General features: G+C 71.0%; 22 protein-coding genes. 15 read left to right on the top strand and 7 right to left on the bottom strand.

Annotation, left to right across the window (positions count from 1 at the left end; all coding sequences use genetic code 11):
- Positions 1-58 precede the first annotated feature (58 nt).
- Complete coding sequence (gene thiL / locus ACO0LU_RS14205) at positions 59-1,105, top strand: thiamine-phosphate kinase (RefSeq protein ID WP_424791998.1); 1,047 nt, start codon at positions 59-61, stop codon at positions 1,103-1,105.
- A gap of 54 nt (positions 1,106-1,159) precedes the next feature.
- Complete coding sequence (locus ACO0LU_RS14200; RefSeq protein WP_424791997.1) at positions 1,160-1,591, top strand: CBS domain-containing protein; 432 nt, start codon at positions 1,160-1,162, stop codon at positions 1,589-1,591.
- A 206-nt stretch (positions 1,592-1,797) separates the two neighbouring features.
- Here the strand turns inward: ACO0LU_RS14200 and rpmB are convergent, their stop codons facing one another.
- The gene (gene rpmB, locus ACO0LU_RS14195) at positions 1,798-1,989 is read right to left on the bottom strand and encodes a 50S ribosomal protein L28 (protein ID WP_424788833.1); all 192 of its coding nucleotides are present in this window, start codon (positions 1,987-1,989) and stop codon (positions 1,798-1,800) included.
- A gap of 311 nt (positions 1,990-2,300) precedes the next feature.
- Here rpmB and ACO0LU_RS14190 point away from each other — a divergent pair, with 311 nt between their 5' ends.
- Genes ACO0LU_RS14190 through rsmD form a run of 4 tightly spaced genes read left to right on the top strand, consistent with a single transcriptional unit; the run spans position 2,301 to position 7,483 of the window.
- Positions 2,301-4,616, top strand: coding sequence for an ATP-dependent DNA helicase RecG (locus ACO0LU_RS14190; protein WP_424791996.1), 2,316 nt, complete (start codon positions 2,301-2,303; stop codon positions 4,614-4,616).
- Positions 4,609-5,307, top strand: coding sequence for an ABC transporter ATP-binding protein (locus ACO0LU_RS14185; RefSeq protein ID WP_424791995.1), 699 nt, complete (start codon positions 4,609-4,611; stop codon positions 5,305-5,307). The genes ACO0LU_RS14190 and ACO0LU_RS14185 overlap by 8 nt, the downstream gene beginning before the upstream one ends.
- A gap of 11 nt (positions 5,308-5,318) precedes the next feature.
- Positions 5,319-6,923: a DUF6297 family protein gene (locus tag ACO0LU_RS14180; protein WP_424791994.1), complete on the top strand. Its 1,605-nt coding sequence runs from the start codon at positions 5,319-5,321 to the stop codon at positions 6,921-6,923.
- A 2-nt stretch (positions 6,924-6,925) separates the two neighbouring features.
- The gene (gene rsmD, locus ACO0LU_RS14175; protein ID WP_424791993.1) at positions 6,926-7,483 is read left to right on the top strand and encodes a 16S rRNA (guanine(966)-N(2))-methyltransferase RsmD; all 558 of its coding nucleotides are present in this window, start codon (positions 6,926-6,928) and stop codon (positions 7,481-7,483) included.
- Between the two features lie 12 nt (positions 7,484-7,495).
- Here rsmD and ACO0LU_RS14170 read toward each other — a convergent pair whose 3' ends face one another.
- The gene (locus ACO0LU_RS14170) at positions 7,496-8,629 is read right to left on the bottom strand and encodes a Gfo/Idh/MocA family protein (RefSeq protein WP_424791992.1); all 1,134 of its coding nucleotides are present in this window, start codon (positions 8,627-8,629) and stop codon (positions 7,496-7,498) included.
- Positions 8,626-9,501: a PmoA family protein gene (locus ACO0LU_RS14165; RefSeq protein WP_424791991.1), complete on the bottom strand. Its 876-nt coding sequence runs from the start codon at positions 9,499-9,501 to the stop codon at positions 8,626-8,628. The genes ACO0LU_RS14170 and ACO0LU_RS14165 overlap by 4 nt, the downstream gene beginning before the upstream one ends.
- A gap of 196 nt (positions 9,502-9,697) precedes the next feature.
- Between ACO0LU_RS14165 and ACO0LU_RS14160 the strand changes: the two genes are divergently transcribed.
- Positions 9,698-10,375, top strand: coding sequence for a ThuA domain-containing protein (locus ACO0LU_RS14160; RefSeq protein WP_424791990.1), 678 nt, complete (start codon positions 9,698-9,700; stop codon positions 10,373-10,375).
- Between the two features lie 19 nt (positions 10,376-10,394).
- Here ACO0LU_RS14160 and ACO0LU_RS14155 read toward each other — a convergent pair whose 3' ends face one another.
- Positions 10,395-11,960 carry a UxaA family hydrolase gene (locus ACO0LU_RS14155; RefSeq protein ID WP_424791989.1) on the bottom strand — a complete coding sequence of 522 codons (1,566 nt, stop codon included), beginning with the start codon at positions 11,958-11,960 and terminating at the stop codon, positions 10,395-10,397.
- A 131-nt stretch (positions 11,961-12,091) separates the two neighbouring features.
- Between ACO0LU_RS14155 and coaD the strand changes: the two genes are divergently transcribed.
- Genes coaD through ACO0LU_RS14130 form a run of 5 tightly spaced genes read left to right on the top strand, consistent with a single transcriptional unit; the run spans position 12,092 to position 15,514 of the window.
- Complete coding sequence (coaD, locus tag ACO0LU_RS14150; protein WP_424791988.1) at positions 12,092-12,613, top strand: pantetheine-phosphate adenylyltransferase; 522 nt, start codon at positions 12,092-12,094, stop codon at positions 12,611-12,613.
- The gene (locus ACO0LU_RS14145) at positions 12,610-13,152 is read left to right on the top strand and encodes a hypothetical protein (RefSeq protein WP_424791987.1); all 543 of its coding nucleotides are present in this window, start codon (positions 12,610-12,612) and stop codon (positions 13,150-13,152) included. Before coaD ends, ACO0LU_RS14145 begins: the two co-directional genes overlap by 4 nt.
- Complete coding sequence (locus ACO0LU_RS14140; protein ID WP_424791986.1) at positions 13,149-13,805, top strand: YceD family protein; 657 nt, start codon at positions 13,149-13,151, stop codon at positions 13,803-13,805. Before ACO0LU_RS14145 ends, ACO0LU_RS14140 begins: the two co-directional genes overlap by 4 nt.
- Positions 13,789-14,511, top strand: coding sequence for a ribonuclease III (rnc, locus tag ACO0LU_RS14135; protein WP_424791985.1), 723 nt, complete (start codon positions 13,789-13,791; stop codon positions 14,509-14,511). Before ACO0LU_RS14140 ends, rnc begins: the two co-directional genes overlap by 17 nt.
- Positions 14,504-15,514: a DNA-formamidopyrimidine glycosylase family protein gene (locus ACO0LU_RS14130; protein ID WP_424791984.1), complete on the top strand. Its 1,011-nt coding sequence runs from the start codon at positions 14,504-14,506 to the stop codon at positions 15,512-15,514. The genes rnc and ACO0LU_RS14130 overlap by 8 nt, the downstream gene beginning before the upstream one ends.
- 75 nt (positions 15,515-15,589) lie before the next feature.
- Here ACO0LU_RS14130 and ACO0LU_RS14125 read toward each other — a convergent pair whose 3' ends face one another.
- The 3 genes from ACO0LU_RS14125 to eda form a co-directional block, all read right to left on the bottom strand.
- A complete protein-coding gene (locus tag ACO0LU_RS14125; protein ID WP_424791983.1) occupies positions 15,590-16,519 on the bottom strand; it encodes a DUF368 domain-containing protein in 930 nt (309 codons plus the stop codon).
- Between the two features lie 149 nt (positions 16,520-16,668).
- Positions 16,669-17,769, bottom strand: a complete 1,101-nt coding sequence (locus ACO0LU_RS14120; protein WP_424791982.1) for a sugar kinase — start codon at positions 17,767-17,769, stop codon at positions 16,669-16,671.
- A 166-nt stretch (positions 17,770-17,935) separates the two neighbouring features.
- A complete protein-coding gene (eda, locus tag ACO0LU_RS14115) occupies positions 17,936-18,565 on the bottom strand; it encodes a bifunctional 4-hydroxy-2-oxoglutarate aldolase/2-dehydro-3-deoxy-phosphogluconate aldolase (RefSeq protein WP_424791981.1) in 630 nt (209 codons plus the stop codon).
- Between the two features lie 207 nt (positions 18,566-18,772).
- Between eda and ACO0LU_RS14110 the strand changes: the two genes are divergently transcribed.
- Genes ACO0LU_RS14110 through ACO0LU_RS14100 form a run of 3 tightly spaced genes read left to right on the top strand, consistent with a single transcriptional unit; the run spans position 18,773 to position 21,996 of the window.
- Positions 18,773-19,846, top strand: a complete 1,074-nt coding sequence (locus ACO0LU_RS14110) for a LacI family DNA-binding transcriptional regulator (protein WP_424791980.1) — start codon at positions 18,773-18,775, stop codon at positions 19,844-19,846.
- Between the two features lie 43 nt (positions 19,847-19,889).
- Entirely contained in the window at positions 19,890-20,540 is a 651-nt protein-coding gene (locus ACO0LU_RS14105; protein WP_424792119.1) for a response regulator, read from the top strand.
- A 55-nt stretch (positions 20,541-20,595) separates the two neighbouring features.
- A complete protein-coding gene (locus tag ACO0LU_RS14100; RefSeq protein ID WP_424791979.1) occupies positions 20,596-21,996 on the top strand; it encodes a M20/M25/M40 family metallo-hydrolase in 1,401 nt (466 codons plus the stop codon).
- Positions 21,997-22,095: the final 99 nt, after the last annotated feature.

Genomic DNA, 22,095 nt, shown 5'->3' with positions numbered 1-22,095 from the left:
ATCGGTGACCAGCGGCGCACTTGCTGGTCCGGATCACGGCGGGCGATACCCTGGTCGGATGCGCGTGGGTGAGATCAGCGAGGCCGATCTGCTCGCCCGGATCCTCCCGCGGCTGCCCCGCGGGCGGACCACTCTGGTGGGCCCCGGCGACGACGCGGCCGTCCTGGCCGGGTCCGCAGCACCGCAGGTGGTCACCACCGACGTCCTTGTGCAGGACCGCCACTTCCGGCTGGGCTGGGGCACCGGCGCCGACCTGGGCTGGCGTGCGGCGATGCAGAACCTGGCCGACGTGGCCGCCATGGGGGCGGTGCCCACCTCCTTGGTGATGGCACTGGTACTGCCCGGGCACGTTCCGGTGCGTTGGGTTGAGGACCTGGCCGAAGGGTTCGCCCAGGCGTGCGCACCGCATCACGTCGGGGTGGTCGGTGGGGACCTGACCAGCGGGGATCAGATCGTGGTCGCGGTCACCGCCTTCGGTGTGATCGACGACGGCGAGCCGGTGCTGCGCAGTGGAGCCCGCCCCGGTGATGTGGTCGCCGTGAGCGGTGTCCTGGGCCACGCCAGGGCCGGGCTGGCGCTGTTGGAAGCCAGGCGGGCGGAGCCTGCCGATCTGGTGGGAGCCTTCCTGCGCCCGACCCCGCCCCTGGGTGCCGGTCCGGCTGCGGCACGCGCGGGCGCGCACGCATTGATGGATATCTCTGACGGGCTGGCCCGGGATGCCGGCCGGATTGCCGTGGCCTCCGGGGTGCTGGTGGATCTGGACCCGGCCGCGTTGGCCGCCGATATCGCAGCACTGGCCCCGGTCGCCGCGCAGGTCGGTGCCGACGCGACGGCCTGGGTGCTCGGCGGCGGTGAGGACCACGGGGCACTGGCCACATTCGCGCCGGCGGCAGCGCGCAAGCGGGGGAGTTCGTCCTCACCACCGGTGCGCACCCCGTCCGCGCATCCGCGCGGCGAGGGCGCTGCGTCGTCGTGGGCCCTTCCCGAGCAGTTTCGCCCGATCGGGCGGGTGCAGGCGGTGCCGCCGGGCGTCGCACCGGGTGTGCGCTGGGGCGGGGACGCCCTGCCACCGGGCACCGAGGGGTGGGATCACTTCGGGCGCTGAGACATGGGCAGGATGTTCAGGTGTGATTCTGCTCACAGTGAGATATCGTGTGGTATGCGTATCTCAGAGGTAATCCGTCGTAAGGGCGCGGCCGTGATCACCATCCGGCCCGACGCCACCGTGCGCGACCTGCTCAGGGTGCTGGAGGAGAACGGGATCGGGGCGGCCGTGGTCTCCGAGGATGAGGGCGCAACCTTGGTCGGGATCGTCTCCGAGCGGGATGTGGTGCGTGCGTTGCATCGCGACGGGGAGTCGGTGCTGGAGGCCCAGGTGAGTGCGTTGATGACCGCCGAGGTGGCCACCTGCCTGCCCGAGGACGATCTGGAGTCGCTCGCCCGGGTGATGACCGAGCGGCGTGTTCGCCACCTCCCGGTCGTGGTCGAGGGCCGGCTCAAGGCCCTGGTCTCCATCGGTGACATCGTCAAGCATCGCATCGACGAACTGCAGGCCGAACGCGATCAGTTGGTCGACTACGTGCGCCGCTGAGCAGTCACCGGCTGAGTATCCGAGCCTCACCGCCGAGTAGTCAGCGTTCGAGCAGTAGCCGCCGGGTAGTCAGCGTTCGAGACGCCCGGACTCAGCGGGCCCGCCCACGGACGCGACGAAGCCGCCCACCCGCAGGTGGACGGCTTCGGCGAGAAGGTGCGCGCGGCCGAGAACTCAGGACGCTCGCGGCACCTCGAGGGCGGGACTCAGACCGCGCGGACGACCTTGCCGGCCTTGAGGCAGGACGTGCACACGTTCAGCCGCTTCGGGGTGCCGTTCTGGACGGTGCGCACCTTCTGAATGTTCGGGTTCCAGCGCCGCTTGGTCCGGCGGTGGGAGTGCGAAATGGAGTGGCCGAAGCTCGGTGACTTGGCGCAGACGTCGCACGTGGCAGCCACGGGAATCTCCTTGGTTGGTCGTGTGCTCGTCACCTACTCATCGGCGACAGGCCTGATATCGGCAGGCCATCGGATGTTCCCGGGGGCCCGCGCGCCCATTCGGGCAACCGGTACAGGATACCGGGCCGGGGGCCGGGTCACAACGCCATCCGGAGCGGGTGCGTGGGTGAGAATGGTCACCTTCACCTAGCGCCGTCACCCGCTACCCACGGCGCAGGGAGAGGGATGCCTGCGACGTCGGTGGGCGCCGATCGGTCGGTGGGCGCCGATAGCATGGCGCCAGCCCAGCACATCCACGAGGAGGCTCAGGTATGCCGGGACAGGTCAGCCCGGGCAGGGCCCTCGAACGCGTGGTCGGGCGCGCCGCGGAGCGTCTCGCCTCGTTGGGCATCCACTCCCTGCCGGACCTGCTGTATCACTTCCCGCGCAAGATCATCCCGGTATCGCACTACTCGTCCCTGGCCGAGGTGACGCCGGGGGAGTACGGCACCGTGATCGTCGAGGTGCAGCAGATCCACAGCAGGCCCACCCGTCGGTACGGCCTGCACCTGACCACGCTCGTGGTCACCGATGGGGTCGAGACCGCCGATGCGGTCTTCTTCGGACGGGGCAAGGGAATGGAGTTCGCCCTCCGCAAGGCGATCCCGCCCGGTAGCCGGGTGGAACTGTCCGGTGATGTGGACTGGCGTGGCGGGCGGATCCAGTTCAAGAACGTCACCTACGCCCCGATCGATCCGGATGAGGCACTGACCGAGGACGTGCGGAACCTGCATGCCGACCTTGCCGAACTGGAGACCGGGCAGCGTCAGCCGAAGCGGTGGGAGCTCCGCCCGGTCTATCCCGCCACCGCCGAGGTGCCCTTGGACCTCGTGCGCGCGTCGATCGAGGTGGCCCTGGCCCACCTGGACAGCGCCGGCTTGCACGACCCGATTCCGGCCGAGGTGCTGCGTGCCCGCAACCTGATGCCGCTGGCCACCGCCCTGGAGACCATCCACAACCCGCCCACGATGGCGGAGTACGAGGCGGCCCAGCACCGCTTCCGGTTCGAGGAAGCATTCCTACTGCAGACGGCGCTGGCCCGCCGGCGCGCCGATATCGCCGCCCACGATGCCCGGGCGCGCCCGGGCCGCTCCGGCGGCCTGGTCGAGGCCCTCGACGCGGCGTTGCCGTTCGAGCTGACCCAGGGCCAGCGCGAGGTCGCGGCCGAGATCGCGGCCGACCTGGCCGCCCCTCACCCGATGCAACGGCTGCTGCAGGGCGAGGTCGGCTCGGGCAAGACGGTCGTGGCCGTGCGGGCAATGCTGCAGGTGGTCGAGTCCGGCGGGCAGGCCGCGCTGCTGGCACCCACCGAGGTGCTCGCCCAGCAGCACGCCCGCTCGATCGCCGACCTGCTCGGCCCGCTGGGGCGCGCCGGGTTGCTCGACGGCGACGACGCCGGAACCCGCATCGTGCTGCTGACCGGGTCGATCACCGGTGCTCGGCGCCGGCAGGTCCTGGCCGAGATCGCCTCCGGGGCAGCCGGCATCGTGATCGGCACGCACGCCCTCCTGCAGGAGCAGGTCCAGTTCGCCGACCTGGGGTTGACGGTGATCGATGAGCAGCACCGCTTCGGGGTGGAGCAGCGCGAGGCCCTGCGGGCCAAGAGCGACGTGGTGCCACACCAGTTGTACATGACCGCCACCCCGATCCCGCGGTCGGTCGCGATGACGTTCTTCGGCGACGTGGAGGTCTCCACACTCCGCGAGATCCCCGCCGGGAGGGCGCCGGTCACCACCCACATCGTTCCGGCAGCCAACGAGCGATGGCTCGCCCGGGCCTGGACCAAGATCGCCGAGGAGATCGACCGCGGCAACCGTGCCTACGTGGTCGCTCCGAGGATCTCCTCGGGCACCGCCGAGGAGAGCACCGACCTGGTCGATGACGACGTCGCAGGCCCTGCTGCGTCCGCGGCCCGTTCCGGCCGGGCCGGGAGGGCAGCCGGCCCGGATGGCGGGCCCTCAGGTGCTCCGGTGCCGATGAGCAACGTCACCGATGTGGCGCAGATGCTCGCCCGGCACGAGTTGTTGGCCCAGATCCGCCAGGGCATGTTGCACGGCCGGTTGCCGGCGGAGGAGAAGGATGTCGTGATGGCTGCCTTCGCCGACGGGCGCGCTCCGTTGTTGGTCACCACCACGGTGGTGGAGGTCGGGGTGGACGTGCCCGAGGCCACCGTGATGGTGATCCTGGACGCCGAGCGGTTCGGGCTGTCCCAGCTGCACCAGTTGCGGGGCCGGGTCGGGCGCGGCAGCGAGCCGGGGTTGTGCTTGCTGGTCACGGCGGCCGAACCGGGAAGTCCGGCCCACGAGCGCCTGGCGATCCTGGAACGCACCAACGACGGTTTCGTCCTGGCCGAAGAAGACCTGAAGACCCGCAGGGAGGGTGATGTGCTCGGCTCGGCACAGTCCGGCCGGTCCCGCTCGCTGCGCCTGCTGCGGGTGGTCACCGACCGCGACATCATCGCCCGGGCCCGCGAGGACGCGCGGGCCCTGATCGAGCAGGACCCTAACCTGGTGCATCATCCCGAACTGCTGACCGCGATCACCACGATGGTCGACCCCGAACACGAGGAGTACCTGGACCGTGCCTGATCCCACCCCCCTGGTACGGACCAAGGGCCTCACCCTGGGGTACGGAGCGGACCTGGCCAGCCGGGTCTGCCCACCGGTCTCGGTCTCGGTCGCCCCCGGCCAGGTGCTGGCGGTGATCGGCGCGAACGGCACCGGCAAGTCCACCTTCCTGCGGGCGGTGGCCGGGCTGCTGCCCCCGCTGGCCGGGTCGGTGCAGACCTTCGGGCGCCCGGTGGACGAACGCGCCGCCTGGTTCCGGGCCTACACCGCGATGCTGCTCGACGAGGACTCCTATCTCCCGGCCCTGACCGTGCGCGAGCACCTGCTGCTGACCGCCCGTGGTCACGGCGTGAAGGGGGTGTCGGATCTGGTCTCCGACCTGGTTGCGGAGTTCGGTCTGACCGACCGTCAGCACGCCATCCCCACCGCGCTGTCCTCGGGACAACGGCGCCGGCTGCTGCTCTCGGCGGTGTTCGTGCGGCCGCGCAAACTGCTCCTGTTGGACGAGCCGGAGCAGCGCCTGGACTCGGGAATGCGGGACCGCCTCGCGCAACGCCTGGTCGCCGAACGGGCTGCCGGTGGTGGCGTGGTGATGGCCACCCATGACCCGGTCCTGGTGCGCCGCTCCGCTACCGCGGCGGTGCTGCTCACCGAGGACGGGGTCACCCGGCACTCGCCGGAGGACGGTGCCCGGGCGATCGAGGCGCTGTGAACCGAGGCGCCGTGAATGACGGGACCGAGGCCCTCGGGGGTGGGCAGTGGCCACCGCCGCCCCAGGACGCGCTGTCCGGCGTCGACCTTCGGCGGTTGACCCGTCAGGCCACCGAGGCGCACGGTGGTGGCCGGATCAGTGAACTGGTCGGAGAGGTCTACTCCGTCCTGGTAGCCGGGGCGATCGCCTGGCTGGTGGTGATCGGTGCCGTGCAGGCGCTCGGAATGGAGGCCGATACCGGCCAGGCACCAGCCCTGATCGAACCGGGCTGGTTGGCTCTGGCCGCGGCGGCGCTGGCCGCCGGCGTCGTGCTCAGCCTGTTCGCCCGGTTGGGCCCGATGGCGATGGGGGCCGGTCACGCCACCTGGTGGCTGCCGATGCCCGCCGACCGGTCCGGGATGCTGCACCCCCGGCTGTTGGCCATGCCCGCGGCGGGCATGGTCCTCGGAGCGGCTCTGGGGGCCGTCGTCGGGGTGCTCGCGGACCCCGGGGACCTGTTCCGGTCGGTGGCCTGGTCCATGGTCTCCGGTGGGGTCGCGGGCATCGTGGCGGCGCTGGTCTGCGTCGCCGGGCAGATCCGGCTGGGTGCCGAGCGGCCACGGCGGGTCCGCCCGCTGGTGGTGACCGGGGACGCCCTGGTGGCCGCCGGACCGGTGCTCGCGCTGGTCGCGGCGCTGCTGCGGCCCCCACCGTTGAACCTGGTCGGGGCCCTGCCGCCGGCCACCGCCATCCTCGGCGTGGCAGCGGTGCTGCTCCTGTGGTGGTGTTGGCGCCGGTTGTCCCAGGTGGGTGGCAGCGAGTTGCGCCAGCGCGGGGCCGTGACCGGGGCCGCGGCCGGGTCGGTGCTCTCCCTGGACACCAGGGAACTGGGGCGGGCGCTGTCGGTGCCGGGTCTGCCCCGGACCCGGCGCAGGTCGGCCACCTTCGGTGGGGTACGCGGGCCCGTCCTGGCCCTCATCACCGGTGATGCGATCACGATGCTGCGCAACCCCCGGCATCTGATCCAGGTGGGCATGGCGGTGGCGGTCGCCTTGGTACCGCTGGTGGCCGGAGCCCCGCTGGCGCTGGCGGTGGTGGCCTTCGTGATCGCCGGGTACCTGGCCGCGCTCGCCACCGGGGAGGGCGCCAGGCTGGCGGAGGTGGCGCCGGTGCTGGACCGCACCTATCCGCTTGGTGCGGCGATGGTGCGCCGGGTCCGGGTGGTCTGGCCGTTGCTGGTCCTGGTTCTGTGGTGCCTGGTGGTGACCACCGGGTGGGCGCTGGCCTACGAGGACTGGCAATGGGTGCCGCTCGGCCTGGTCGCCGCACCCACGCTGGCCGCAGGGGTGTTGCGGGCCGCCTACCGCAAACCTCCGGACTGGGGGATGCCGTTGGTGCCCGGGCCGGCCGGCCCGATGGCCCCGGGCGTGGTCACGGCGTTCTCCCGGGGGCCCGATGTGGTGGTGCTGTGCCTGATCCCGCTACTGGTGGCGGCCCTGGCCACCGGTCCGGGCACTACGGTGCTGTTCATCCAGATGGCCACCTCCGCGGTGGCGCTGTCGATCGCATGCTACCTACCCGCCCCGGACCGGAGCCCCGGCGGCGAGGGTGGCGTGGCTGCGCAACGGAGAGGGTGAGGATGTCGCGCATCATCGCAGGGGAGTTCGGCGGGCGGCGGTTACGGGTGCCCGCCCAGGGCACCCGCCCCACCAGTGACCGGGCCCGGGAAGCCCTCTTCTCCCGGTTGGAGCATCTGGGCGCCCTGGACGGCGCGCGGGTCCTGGACCTGTATGCCGGCTCCGGTGCGCTGGGCCTGGAGGCGCTCAGCCGTGGCGCGCGCGAGGTGGTGATGGTGGAGTCCGCACGCCCGGCAGCGGCCGTCTGCCACGCCAATGCTCGCACCCTGGGCGTGGCCGATCGGGTGCAGGTGATCACCGTCCCGGTCGAGCGGTACCTGGGCCGGTCGGCACCGGTGCAGGGATTCGACCTGGTGCTGGCCGACCCGCCCTATGACGTGGTGGACCTGGACGGCGTGCTCGAGGCCCTCGCCCGGGACTGGTTGGCGGCTCGGGCGGTGGTGGTGCTGGAGCGGGCGGCCCGTGCCGCGGACGTGGACTGGCCGCCGCCGCTGACGCCTATGGACGTGCGCCGGTACGGTGACTCGGTCCTCTGGTTCGCCGACACCAGGTCGGACTGAGACAGACCCTGCTTACGTGGTGGCCGGCTGGGTGAAGGGTGCGCCCAGCTCGGTGAACGTGCGGCCCTGAACCGCCACGCGCTCGCACCAGGCCTCGATGTCGGTGACCACCGGGTGGTACCCGTGCTCGTCGTCCAACCAGGTCACGTGCTCCGGGGCGATCGGGGTCGGGTCCGGCGCGGTGCGGACGGCCTCGAGCACCCGCATGAAGGCTCCGGTCTCACGCACGTCGGAGAGCAACGGGACCCCGGAGTTGAGGTGATCACAGAGGTTGTGCAGCAAACCGGTGCGTCCGAAGGTCAGTCCCACCGGGTCGAAACCGTTGCGCACGGTCAGCGTGTCGTCGGTGTAGGAGAAGTCCAGTTCCCCCTCGCTGCCGAACACGGTCACCCGCGGGGAGGAGTGCCCGGGTGCGGTCAGGGTCAGCCCGAAACAGAGGCTGAGTCCGTTGACAGTGCGCACACGCACAGCGGAGGTGTCATCGGCCTCGATGTCGTGCGCGCGGAACAGGTCGGTCACCACCTCGTCGACGTGGTCGGCGCGCAGTGCCCCGGCGATCCGCAGCCCGGTGGCCACCGCGTGCGCCAACGGGTTGGTCACCACTCCGTCGACCACCTCGCGGCCATCCATCCGGCGCCTGCCGGCCCACGGTGCGCGGGCGTAGTAGTCGGTGCTGCGCAGCCAGGTCCCCACCCCGCCGATGCCGCGCAGTTCGCCGATCTCGCCGGAGGTGATGCGCCGGGCGATCTCGGGCAGGGCGTGCGACCCGAAGGACTGGAATCCCACCTGGCAGGCCAGGCCGGTCTCATCTGCGACCTGTACCAGAGCGTGGAACTCCGCCAACGTGGCGGTGGTGGGCTTCTCCACCAGCACGTTCGATCCGGCGCGGAGCGCCTGCTCGGCCAGCGCACCGTGGGTATGGATCGGAGTGGCCAGCATCACGATGTCCGGCACGGTCCGGTCGAGCAGGTCATTGAGGGAGGTGAGGGAGACGGCCGAGTCCGGGATGTCCGGCAGCCCCTCGGTCCCGTGGGTGTCCACCACGGCCACGACCTCGGTGAGGCCCTGGGCGCTCAGGGCGCTGAGCGCCCGGAGGTGCTGACGTCCGTACCCCCGGGCACCGACGACGGCGACGGATCTGGTCACATGTCCTCCTGCAGGATGCTGGTCTGGTCGGCGGCCAGCACGGCCGCCTCATCTGGGGTGATAGCCCGGTCCGTCAGGACCGCGGCCAGGCTCATCCGGTAGTGCTGCCCGAAGCCGAGGTGCCGCTGGTCGCGCCAGGCCACGGCAGGCCCGGCGCCCACGTAGCCTTGCGTGCGCACGAACCACGGCAGCGTCGGCGCCGGTTGGGCCAGCAGCAGGCTCACGGTGCCTCGTTCGCGCTCCTGCTGCACCAGTAGCCACGGACTGCGCGAGCCGAGCGCCCGCGTCGTGCCGCCGCCGTCGACGACGGTGACCGTGGTCGGCCAGGAGGTGTCCGACAGCCGCCAGAACAGCCCGCCGTACCCGGCTCCGATACGCCCGAGGGTGGCCGGCGACCCCAGTGCGAGGGCGGTGGCGTCGGCGTGCAGCACCGAGTGCCAGTGCAGCGCCCAACCCTGGGCCTGGGGAAGATGCACTGCGCGCAGATGCCGCTGCTCACTGAGGTGATGGGTGCCCCCGGCGTCCAGCCACTGCACCTGCTGCTCGATCGTGGTGGTGCTGGCGTGGGTGTGCAGGACCTGCTGCCTACCCTGGTCGGGCAGCATCTGGTACCCGCGGGATTCCACGTAACCGGGCCCGCCCCAGTAGTTGCTGGAGTCCACGTCCGCGATCGCGTTGGACATCCCGTAGTGGTGCGGGTGATCGGCCGGTTCGGCCTCGGTCATCTCCACCCCGTCCAGAGTGCGGATCGGGTGCAGGTAAGGCCGGGGGGAGTGGTCGGGGTCCATCGAGGTGCCGTCGCAGTAGTCGGCTACGGGTGTCCCGGCCACGATCAGAGTCTGGGCTCGGATTGCGGTGGCGTGAGCAGTCACGCGGGATGTATCTCTTCCTCACTGGATGGGAACGATGCCCGGCACGGGCCGAGGGCGTCGCTGGCAAAGAACCGCCACCCAGGGTAGCGCCGAACTCGCGCTCCCGAACAGGGGCGCGCCGACCCACGGCGCCCCTGGACTCGTGCCGACCGACCCGGGTCGCGCTGGGCCGTGGCGTCTCTGGCAGGATCGTGACATGACTTCTCCTCGCGCCGTCATCATCTCCGGAGCCGGGCGCTACGCCGACCCGTGGCACCCGTTCGAGCAGACGTCCGCCGCGCTGGCCCGGCTGCTGACCGAGAACGGCGTCACCGCGCACATTTATCCCAGCGACGCCGGGGACGTGGACCTGGCCGGGGTCGACCTGCTGGTGGTGAACGCGGGGGGCGGGTCCACCACGGATGCCGACGACGCCGCGTCCGACCCGGTCGCGTTGCGCCGGTCGGTGCTCGACTTCACCGCAGCCGGCGGGCCCACCCTGGTGGTGCACACCGGATCCAACACCTTCTATGAGTCCGCTCGGTGGTCGGAGTTGCTCGGCGGGGCCTGGGTGACGGGCGTCTCGATGCATCCGCCGTTGGCCGAGGACGTGGTGCAGGTGGTCGATGCCGATCATCCGATCAGCACCGGCTTGGGCGAACTGCGCATCCGCGACGAACGGTACAGCTTCCTGCGGGTGGCCCCCACCGCCCGGGTGCTCATCACCCACCGGCACGACGACACCGAACACGCGCTGGTGTGGGTGCACACCCACGAGGGCGTGCGGGTGGTCTACGACGCCCTCGGCCATGACGAGGCGGCTTACGCCGGAGCGGACCGGCGCGAACTCCTGCGCCGGGAGGTGGCGTGGCTGCTGGACCGGACGACCGGGTAGCCCCGGGGCGCCATCGGCCTCAGGTGACCGCGCCGACGTGCCACGGGATGAACTCGTCCTGACCCAGGTCCAGTTCCTCGCTCACGGTCCGCTGCCCGGAGGCCACCGCGATGATCTGCTCGTAGATCTCCCGGCCCTTCTGCTCCAGGGTGGTGGTGCCGTCGACGATCCCGCCGCAGTTGATGTCCATGTCCTCGTGCATGCGCTCGTACATGGCGGTGTTCGTGGCCAGTTTGATCGACGGCGTGGGTTTGCAGCCCAGCACCGAGCCGCGTCCGGTGGTGAAACACACCACGGTGGCACCACCGGCCACCAACCCGGTCACCGAGACCGGGTCGTAGCCGGGGGTGTCCATGAACGTGAATCCGGTGTCGGTGATCGGTTCGGCGTACTCGTACACCGCCGTCATCTCCGCTGAGCCGCCCTTGGCCACCGCACCGAGGGACTTCTCCAGGATGGTGGTCAGCCCGCCGGCCTTGTTGCCCGGCGAGGGGTTGTTGTCTAGGGTGCCCGCACCGGCAGCGGTGTAGTTCTTCCACCACTCGATCCGGCCCAGGAGCTTGGTGCCCACCTCCGGGGAGACCGCGCGTCGGGTGAGCAGGTGCTCGGCCCCGTAGACCTCCGGGGTCTCGGCCAGCACCGAGGTGCCGCCGGCGGCCACCAGCATGTCCGAGGCCAGCCCCAGCGCGGGGTTCGCGGTGATGCCGGAGTAGCCGTCCGAGCCGCCACAGTTCAGACCCAGGGTCAGGTGGGATACGTCCGCGGGTTCGCGCTGCACCTTGTTCACCTCGGGCAGCATCTGCCGGATCCGTTCCACCCCGGCACGCACGGTGGCGCGGATCCCGCCCATGTCCTGGATGGTCATCGTCTCCACGTAGGTCCCGGTGGGTAGCCCCAGGTTTCCGGCCAGGGACTCCACCGGGATCATCTCGCAGCCGAGTCCGAGCACCAACAGGCCACCGAAGTTGGGATGGTTGGCATACCCGCGCAGGGTGCGCAGCAGCATCTGCCCGCCCTCGGAGTCCGTAACCAGCCCGCACCCGCTCTGGTGGGTGATCGCCATGACGCCGTCGATGTTCTCGTACCCTTCGAGAGCACCGATGCCGCGGAACTGGTCGGCGATCATCTTGGCGGTCGAGACCGAGCAGTTCACCGAGGTGATGACGCCGATGAAATTGCGGGTGGCGACGCGCCCGTCGGGCCGGTGGTAGCCCAGGAACGTGCGGGGCAGGTCCGCCGGCGCCTCCGGACGGATCCGGTCGGTGCCGAACTCGTGCTCGCGCTCGGCGGTGTCCATGCCCAGGTTGTGGGAGTGCACGTGCTGACCGGCAGCGATCGGGTTCAGCGCCAACCCGATCGACTGCCCGTACTTGCGGACCTGCTCGCCCTGGGCGGCGTCGCGGACCGCGAGCTTGTGTCCCATCGGCACCGCCTGGGTCACCTCCAGGGTTCCGCGCTCGGCGAGGGGGGTGTCGGCCAGGTCCAGGACCGCGCCCGGGCTGAGTTCCCTGGTGGCCACGGCCACGTGGTCCTGATCGGCCAACAGCAACGCGGTCTGGGAGAAGGGGAGCGGGGAATGCGGCACGGCTGCCTCCGAACGGGTGCGAAAACGCTTTCATCATACCCGGTCGGTGCACCTCGGCTCCGCGACCAGCCCCACCTCGGGCTCCGCGATCGGCGCACCGGTACCGGATCGGGCGGGGGAGGTGCTTTCGAATGTACGTTATTGATGTGAGTTCTCGTATCGCCGTCTGCCCCGGTTCGTTCGACCCGGTGACCCTCGGGCACCTGGATGTGGTGCACCGGGCCCGGAGCCTGTTCGATGAGGTGATCGTGGCCGTGGGCATCAACGCAGGTAAGTCCGCTCTCCTGGATCCCGAGCAGCGCGTGGACCTGTTCGCCGGCGCGGTCGCCGATCTGGCGGGTGTACGGGTGGAGCGGATGGACGGGTTGCTGGTGGACCTGTGCCGCGAACACGGTGCGGACGTGATCGTCAAGGGCCTTCGGGGCGGGGCCGACTTCGACGACGAGCACCCGATGGCCGCGATGAACCGGCACCTGGCGGGGGTGGAGACCGTGTTCGTCATCCCGGATGCCTCCCTGAGCCACATCTCCTCCTCATTGGTCAAGGATGTGGCCCGCTACGGGGGTGACATCACCGATCTGGTTCCGGCCACGGCCGCTGACGCGGTCTATCAGGCACTGGGCACCCGCCCACCGAAGGAAGGCAGGCGATGACACGCGAATCCGATGCAGGTTCGTCCCTCGTGGCGATCCTGGACGAGCTGGATGAACTCGTCACCAGCGCCCGGTCCATGCCGATGTCCGCCTCGGCGATCATCAACCGCGCCCAGGTGACCGAACTGATCGAGGCTGCCAAGGAGGTACTTCCCGGCCAGATCTCCCGGGCCGACCGGGTGGTCGCCGACGCCGACGCTGTGCTCGCCGAGGCACGCAGCCAGGCCGAGGACATCCTGGAACGTGCCCATACCCGGGCCGAGGAGTTGATCTCCGAGCAACACGTGGTGGCCGAGGCCGAGGCGAAGGCAGCACGGATCGTGGCCGAGGCCGAGGCGACCGCGGAGAGACTCGCCCGGGACGCCGATGATTACTGTGACCGCCAACTGGCCCAGTTCGAGATCGACCTGAATGCCGTAGCCGCCCAGGTCAGCGCCGGAAGGGCGCGCCTGGAGGAGCGCGCTCGCACCCGCGGACCGGGTGACAGCGGCGCGGGCACCCACCGTGCCGGGCCGGGTGGCAAGGAAGGACGAGAGTGACCGATTCCCCATTCGTGGTCAGTACCTACGAACTGCGCCGCTCACCCGGGGCGATGATCGAGGTGGAGGCGACCGCCAGCAGCGAGACCGACCTGGGAAACCAGGTGATCTCGGTTCCGGCCCAAAGCCCGATCGCACTCGATCTGCGGTTGGAGTCGGTGATGGACGGCGTGCTGGTGACCGGATTCGCCCGGGCCGAGGCCCGCGGGGAGTGCGTGCGCTGCTTGCGTCCGGTGACCGCGGACCTGGCAGTGGACATCACCGAGTTGTTCGCCTACATGGGCGCCCGGCACGTCAAGACCGAGGACGACGCGGACGAGGAGGCGGTGCCGCAGGTGCACGCCGACACGGTGGACCTGGAGGGAACGGTCATCGATGCCCTGGTCACCTCCTTGCCACTGCGGCCGCTGTGTGATCCCGGTTGCCCGGGACTTTGTCCCGAGTGCGGGATCCGGATGGAGGACGCCGAGCCCGGCCACGCCCACGAGAAGATCGATCCGCGGTGGGCAGCCCTGGCTGCCCTGGCCGGTCCGCAGCAGGAGGGCGAGCTCGACAGTGATGCGGATGACGAAGGTGCCGCGGACCGCAGTCCCGGTGGCGGTAGTTCCGAGGATGCCCACGAGCCCGACGGCGGGGATGCCCCTCGTGACTGATCCCGGCGATGCTGCGGTGCTGCTGGACGCCCTCGGCGTGCAGATCTCACCGGAGTTATTGGTCCTGTCGCTCACGCACCGCTCCTTCGCCCATGAGGCCGGCGGCATCCCCACCAATGAGCGCCTGGAGTTCCTCGGCGACGCCGTGCTCGGGGTGATCGTGACCGAGTATCTCTACCGCAGCCACGAAACCGTCCCCGAGGGCGGCTTGGCGAAGATGCGTGCGGCAACCGTGTCCCAGCGGGCCTTGGCCCGCAGCGCCCGCGCGTTGAACCTGGGGGAGTACCTGCTGCTCGGCAAGGGCGAACTGGCTACCGGTGGGCGGGACAAGGACTCCATCCTTGCCGACACCATCGAGGCGGTCTTCGGCGCGGTCTACCTCACCCACGGTTTGGAGATCACCCGGGAGGTGGTGCACCGGGTGGTGGGCGAGTCCCTGGAGCAGGCTGCCGGTCTGGGCGCGGGCCTGGACTGGAAGACCTCCGTGCAGGAACTCTCGGCCCGGTTGGGCCTGGGCACGCCCCGGTACGAGGTCGAGGGCACCGGCCCGGACCACGCCCGCAGTTTCACCGCGATGTTGCTACTGGACGGGACCGAGTGGGGCCGTGGTCACGGCCGGTCCAAGAAGGTCGCCGAACAGGACGCCGCCGAGAGGGCTCACGCCGCGCTCAAAGGGGCCCACCCGGAGGTACCACGCGGTGCCTGAACTTCCCGAGGTGGAAACCGTTCGGGCGGGACTGGCGGCGCACGTGCGGGGCCGCACCATCACCGCGGTGACCGTCTACCGGGACCGTGCCGTGCGCCGCCAGGCCGGGGGAGCGACCCAGTTCGAGTCGATGCTGATCGGGCGGACCATCACCGCGGTGGTGCGCCGCGGCAAGTTCTGCTGGTTGTTGCTCAGCGGCCCGGACGGGGCCGGGGAGGATTACGCGCTGCTGGCCCACCTGGGTATGAGCGGGCAACTGCTGGTGCGCGCGGCGCCCGGCGGGGAGCACCCGCACCTGCGGATCCGGATATCGATGCACGACGACGGCGAGGTCTGGTTCGTGGACCAGCGCACCTTCGGTTACCTCACCGTGGATGATCTGATCCCCACCCGCGACGGGGGCCCGGGAGGTTTCGCCGGTCCGGATCCGGGCCCCGGGCAGTCCGCCCCGTCCGCAGCCGTCCCGATCACCCCGGGCCCGGGCGTGCCCCACGGCCGGCAGACCGCTGCGGCCGGGTCGGTGCTGCCACGGCCGGTGGTACACATCGGGCGGGACCTGCTCGATCCGCTGCTGGCCCCGGGCACGCCCGGGCGGGCGGGCTTGAACCGTCGCCTGCGGTTGGGCCGACGGGACCTCAAACGGGCCCTGCTGGATCAGGAACTGACCTCCGGTATCGGCAATATCTACGCCGACGAGGCATTGTGGCGGGCCCGGCTGCACTATCAGCGCCGCACCGACCGGCTGCGCCCAGCCGTCGTCGATGAACTGCTCGACGCCGCTACCGAGGTGATGCGCGAGGCGCTGGTGGCAGGCGGCACGAGTTTCGATGCGCTGTACGTCAACGTCGACGGGACGGCCGGTTACTTCGACCGGGCCCTCGCGGTGTACGGAAGGGCGGGGCAGCCGTGCCCGCGATGCGGGGCCATCATCGTGCGGGAGGCGTTCATGAACCGGTCGTCCTACTTCTGCCCCCGGTGCCAGCGCCGCCCGCGCCGGCTCTGAGCCGGGCTGGGAGGCTTTCGCCGCGGCTACCGACGCCCCCCGGGCTGCACCGAGTCCACTGACCGTGTGCCGGGGTCAGGTGTGCGGGTCCGATCCCACGTCCTCCTCGTCCGGGTGAACCCGGGACAGCGCCGTGTGCTCACGGTCGACTTTGCGCCCGAGCAGGAACAGGCCCAGCACCAGCGCCGAACCGAGCAGGAAGACAGTGACCGCCAGGCCCACCTGCTCACCGGGCGCGAGCAGTTCGCGCCCGTCGCCCTGCCAGGGCCACAGCGCCCGCAGCGCCCCGGCCACCACGCCGGTGAGCACCACGAGCGTGACCTCGCGCCGGTGCGCCAGTAACCATTGCAGGCCCTTGACGAACAAGGCGAGACCGGTGATCAAGCCGGCCACGAAAATGCCCAGGTAGGTCAGGTCCCGGGAGTTCAGCGCCTCCAGGGTCGGCTCGTACAGGCCCAGGGTGAGCAGGATGAATGCCCCTGAGGTACCGGGCAGTACCAGCGCGCACACCGCCACTGCAGCGGCCACGAAGATCAGGGGGGCCACCGGATCCAGATTCCCCGGCGGCAGGCCCACCAGGAAGAACACACCCACGGCCACCGCGACGCCCAGGAGCACCTGGCCGGCGGACCAGCCGGTGCCCTTCATGGTGATCGGCACGATGATCGCGGTGGCCGTCATGCCCATGAACAGCGCCAGCATCGGGATCGGGTGGTCCTCGACCAGGGGAGCCAGGAACCGCGCGCCCAGCAACACAGCCGGTACCATCCCGGCCAGCAGCGTCAGGATCACCTTCCAGTTCACCCGCCCGAACTCCATCCGCGCGCGGGCCCGGTCGGTGATCAGGGCCTTGACGCCGCTGAGGAAGTGGCCGGCGGAGGTGATGATCGTCTCGTACACCCCGGTCACCAGGGCGATCGTGCCGCCGCTGACCCCGGGCATCACTTCCGCGGTGCCGATCAGGCCACCGCGGATCACGGTGTAGACGCTACGAAGGAGGGACACGGCGCAACCTTAACCGCTGCGTGCGCCGTGGGTCGGTGCGGCGCCGCGCCGACCGGCGGGCGCAGATGCCTCAGGTGCGCCCCGTCGTCGTCGGGCCCTTCGGCAGGCCCGACGACGACGGAGCCCGACCGGGTGCGGCAGGCCGGCGATCAGCGGTCCACGCGGGCGCTGCCCCCACCGGCGAGCTTGACCACCTGCTCCTTGGTGACCATCGACGTGTCGCCCGGGGTGGTCATCGCCAGCAGACCATGGGCGGCGCCGTACTCCACCGCGGTGGCGAGCGGCTCACCTGTGATCAGGCCGTAGATCAAGCCCGAGGCGAAGGAGTCCCCACCGCCCACACGGTCCAGGATCTCCATGTTCTTGCGGTGCGTGGCCTCGGCGAAGCCCTCGTCCGCGGACCAGGCGATTGCGCCCCAGTCGTTGTCCGAGGCGGTGTTCACGGTGCGCAGCGTGTTGCCGATCACCTGGAAGTTCGGGAACGTCCTCGAGGCGGTGGCGATCATGGCCTTGAAGTTGGAGATGTCCAGGTCGGCGAGGTTCTCATCGACCCCCTCCACCTCGAACCCGAGGGAGGCGGTGAAGTCCTCCTCGTTGCCGATCATCACGTCGATGTGCGGGGCGATCCGGGAGTTGACCTCCCGTGCCTTGTCCACCCCACCGATCGACTTCCACAGGCTCGGGCGGTAGTTCAGGTCGTAGGAGACGATCGTGCCGTGCTTCTTCGCCGCGGTGACGGCCTCGACCACGACCTCGGCGGTGGTCTCGCTCAGTGCGGCGAAGATCCCGCCGGTGTGCAACCATCGCACGCCCAGGTCGCCGAAGATGTGGTCCCAGTCCACATCGCCGGGTGCCAGCCGGCTGGCGGCGGTGTGGCCGCGGTCTGAGACACCGACCGCCCCGCGCACGCCGAAACCGCGCTCGGTGAAGTTCAGCCCGTTGCGGGCCTCGCGGCCCAGGCCGTCGAAGGGGGTCCACTTGATGAAGGAGGGGTCCACCCCACCGGTGAGGATGAAGTCCTCCACCAGGCGGCCCACCTCGTTGTCCACCAAGGCCGTCACCACGGCGGCACGCAGGCCGAAGGCGCGGCGCAGGCCCCGGGCCACGTTGTACTCGCCACCACCTTCCCAGACCCGGAACTGCCGCGTGGTGCGGATGCGTCCATCGCCGGGGTCCAGCCGCAGCATCACCTCGCCCAGGGACAGCACGTCGTAGCGGGTTTCCTCAGCGGGGCGGATGTTCAGAGCCATCGTGGCTGCTCCTTCGGGATCGGGGATGTCGGTTCGGATCGGCCAGTGGTCAGGCCGCAGGGTTGGGTGGTGGTGGCGCGGCCATGGGGTGGCCGTGGCGGGATAGTCCGGACGGTGGTGCCGCGCGGCGCGTGGCCGTCCGGCGCAGGGGTCAGCCGGCGCCGGGTCAGCGCGCGGCCAGGCGCACGGCCTCGGCGGTCAGGCCGGTGATCTCGTCGAAGGCGCCTGCGGCGACCTTGTCCCGCGGCACCATCCAGGACCCGCCCACGGCAAGCACGCTCGGCAGGTCCAGGTACTCGGCGAGGTTGGTCGGGCCGATCCCGCCCGTGGGCACGAACCGCAGGCCGGCGAACGGCGCGGACAGGGCCTTGATCGCCTTGGCGCCCCCGGAGGTCTCGGCCGGGAAGAACTTCACCACCTCCAGGCCGGCCGCGAGTGCGGCCTGGACCTCGGAGGCGGTCACGGCGCCGGGCAGCGGCAGCACGCCGCGCTCCTGGGCCCGGGCCACCACGGGAGCGTGGAAGCCGGGGGAGACGATGTACTGCGCCCCGGCGTCCACAGCGGCGTCGACCTGTTCGGGGGTGAGGACGGTGCCCGCCCCGACAAGCACGTCACCGCGGGCGGCGAAGGCCTTGATCGCCTCGGCCGCGGCGCTGGTGCGGAAGGTCACCTCCGCCACCGGGAGGCCACCGGCGACCAGGGCCTGGGCCAGGGGATCGGCGGAGCGGGCGTCGTCGAGCACCACCACGGGCACCAGCCGCGCGGTGCCCAGTTGCTCGAGAAGTTCAGCGGACATCGGCATCTCCTGGTCGTAAACGTTTGCAGCAAGCCTTGACTGGGAACGCTAGCACGGACAGGATAAGGCCTACAAGAGTGGGAGGAAACGTTTGCAGGCTCAAGGATCCGCTGCGTCGTGGTTCGATCCGTCCCGACGTCGCGGCGGTCGCCCGCAGCGAAGTGAGCGGGGCGTAGGTCTGCCGCGCGGGCGGCGGGAAGGTGGAGCATGAGTACGACCATCCATGACGTGGCCCGCACCAGCGGGGTCTCCACCGCCACCGTCTCGCGGGCGCTCGCGGGATCGCCGGGTGTGGCTGCGACCACCCGGGCCCGGGTGGCCCGGGCCGCCCGGGAGTTGGGCTACGTGCCCAACCGTGCCGCCCGGCAACTGGTCACCGGCCGGGGCTACTCGGTCGGTCTGGTGCTACCGGACCTGGAGAACTCCTTCTACTCCTCGGTGACCAAGGGTGTGCAGCAGCGTGTGCGGGCAGCGGGCTTCACCGCGGTGGTGGCCGACACCGATGAGGACGTCGAGACCGAGCGAGCCGTCCTGGAACAGTTGGCGGCCGGAATCGATCGGCTGATCCTCGCCTCGCCCCGGGTGCCCGATGAGGACCTGCTCGAGTTGTCCACCCGGGCGGACCTGGTGCTGATCAACCGGCAGGTTCCGGCCCGGCCCGGCGCCGGGGCGGCGGGCGCCGGGGACGGCCACGTGCTCCGGGACGGCATCGCCAGTGTGGTGCCGGACAACGCCAGCGGGATCGCCCAATCGATCCGTCACCTGCGCAACCTCGGCCACCGCCGGATCGGTTATGCCGGCGGGCCCGGTACCTCCTGGTCCGATGCTCAGCGCCGCGCCGCCTACCGAGCCGATTCCCAAGGTGTGCAGATCGTGGACCTGGGGGCCTTCCGGCCCGGGCAGGCCGGGGGTGTCACCGCGGCGGATGAGGCGATCGCCACCGGGGTCAGCGCGGTGCTGGCCTTCAACGACCAACTCGCCATCGGCATGCTGGGCCGCTTCGCCGCTCGCCGCGTGGCCGTGCCGGAGCAGATCTCGGTGGTCGGGTTCGACGACGTGCAGGTGGCCGCCCTGCTGGCTCCGGCGCTGACCACCGTGGCAGTACCGGCGAAGCGGATGGGAGCCCGGGCCGTGGACCTCCTGCTGGCCGCGCACGCCCCGGCCCGCCGGTACCGGTCCAGTCCGGTCCAGTCGGTGGAAGTGGTGGAACTGCAGGTGCGGGCCTCCACCGCGGAACCGTTCCAACCGGCAGCGGGCGCCGGCAGCGCCCCAGTAGAGTGACCGGCATGAGCAGGGCATCCGCATGACTGAGGACATCCGCGTCATGATCATCGACGATCACGAGGTGGTCCGTCGTGGCCTGCTCGAGGTGGTCCAGCGAGCCGAGGGCCTGGAGGTGGTGGCCGAGGCCAGTTCGGTGGCCGAGGCGACGCGCCGGCTCGTGCTGGTGCGTCCGGATGTGCTGCTGGTGGACCTGCAACTGCCCGATGGTACCGGGATCGAGATCATCAACGCCGTCGGCCGGCATGTGCCCGAGGCCGGGTGCATCGTGCTGACGTCCTTCGACGACGACGATGCCGTGGCCGCCTCGCTGGCGGCCGGTGCCAAGGCGTTCGTGCTCAAGACCGTCCGCGGGGCCGAGATCGCCGACGTGATCCGCTCGGTCGCGGCCGGTCGAACCCTGCTCGATGAGCGCACCGTGACGCGCCGCAAGGCCCATATCGAGGACCCGACCGCGGATCTGACCGCCTCCGAACTGCGGATCGTCGAGCTCATCGGTGAGGGCCTGGCCAACCGGCAGATCGCCGAGGTCCTCGGGGTGGCGGAGAAGACCGTGAAGAACCACGTCACCGCGGTGCTGGCGAAGATGGGCCTGCAGCGCCGGACGCAGGTGGCCGCATGGGTGGCCGGGCAACGCTCATCCGGGTGGCGGGGCGCCCAGGAGAACGCGGCTCAACCCGGCCGGCACCCCTGAGGAGACCCTCGCCCCTCCCGGGCCACCACAGGCCCGGGGCTGCAAGGATGGGGCCATGACCTCCTCCGAGCACACCGACGCCCCAGGTTCCATCCCACCAGACTCTCCGGCCGAGGCCGCACTGCGCGAGCGCGTTGCGGGCCTGATGCCCCGAGCGCTGGCGGACCTGGGTGACCTGGTCGCCTTCCGCTCCGTCGCCGACGCCGAGGTGGAGGACCCGGCTCAGTGCACCGCGGCAGCGCACTGGGTGCGCCGAGCCCTCATCGACGAGGGTCTGACCGCGGACCTGGTGCCCACCCCTGACGGCAGCGATGCGGTGATCGGGCACTACCAGGGCCCGCCGGGAGCGCCCCGGGTGCTCCTGTACGCCCACTACGACGTCCAGCCCGCCACTCCCGCCGAGTGGACTGGCGATCCCTGGACGCTGACCGAGCGGGAGGGGCGCTACTACGGTCGGGGGGCCGCGGACTGCAAGGGATCGGTGATCACCCACCTGACCGCCCTGCGGGCGTTGCGGGCCGACGGCGACTATCCGGTCTCCCTGACCGTTGTGGTGGAGGGGTCGGAGGAGCAGGGTACCGGCGGGCTGGAACAACTCGTCCTGGCCGATCCCGACAGTTTCGCTGCCGACGTCATCCTGATCCAGGACACCGGGAATGCTGCGGTGGGCCTGCCGACCCTCACCGTGGCGCTGCGTGGTGTGGTCGATGCGACGGTGCGGGTGCAGTCCCTGAGCACCTCCCTGCACTCGGGTGCCTTCGGTGGAGCGGCCCCCGACGCCCTGGCGGCGTTGATCGCCATCCTGGCCAGCCTGCGCAACGCCGACGGAGACACCGTGATCGATGGGCTGCCGGCCACCGGCACCTGGGACGGGATGGGGTATGACACCGGGCAGTTCGCCCGCGACGCCGGATTGGTGCAGGGGGCCCAGGTGATCGGTTCGGGGACCGTGGCGGACCAGATCTGGGCGCGGCCGGCCGCGACCGTGCTGGGCATCGACGCCCCGGCGGTGGAGGGTGCGGTGGCGGCGATCCAGCCCCGAGCCGCGGCCCGGGTGAACCTGCGCATCCCGCCCTCGGTCGATCTGGCCGAGGCCGAGACCGCCCTGGTGGAGCACCTTCGGTCGCACGCCCCGTGGGGTGTCGAGGTGGCGGTGGAGGTGACCGGGCGCGGTCGGCCCTTCGCCGCGCGCACCGACACCCCTGCCTTCGCCGAACTCAGCAACGCGCTGGCCCAGTCCTACGGCCGGGCCACCGTGACGAACGGTCAGGGCGGAGCCATCCCGTTGACCGCAGCGCTGGCCGAGGTGCATCCGCAGGCCGCGATCGTCATGCTCGGCCTGTCCGAACCGGAATCACGGATGCACGCCCCCGACGAGAGCGTGCACCCCGGGGAGATCGAGCACATCGCGCTGGGCACGGCGCTGTTCATGCGCCGGCTGGGTGGGCGTGGCTGACCCGCGGGCTGCTGGCCGAGCGACCGAGGTCGGTGCGACGCCGATCCACGGCTGCGCAACACCGCGGGTCGGTGCGACATAGACCCGGCACGAGCCGAA

The sequence above is a fragment of the Pseudactinotalea sp. Z1748 genome (genome assembly GCF_049725185.1).
GTDB lineage: Bacteria > Actinomycetota > Actinomycetes > Actinomycetales > Beutenbergiaceae > CALKWS01.
This window is presented reverse-complemented; position numbering and strand designations above follow the sequence as displayed.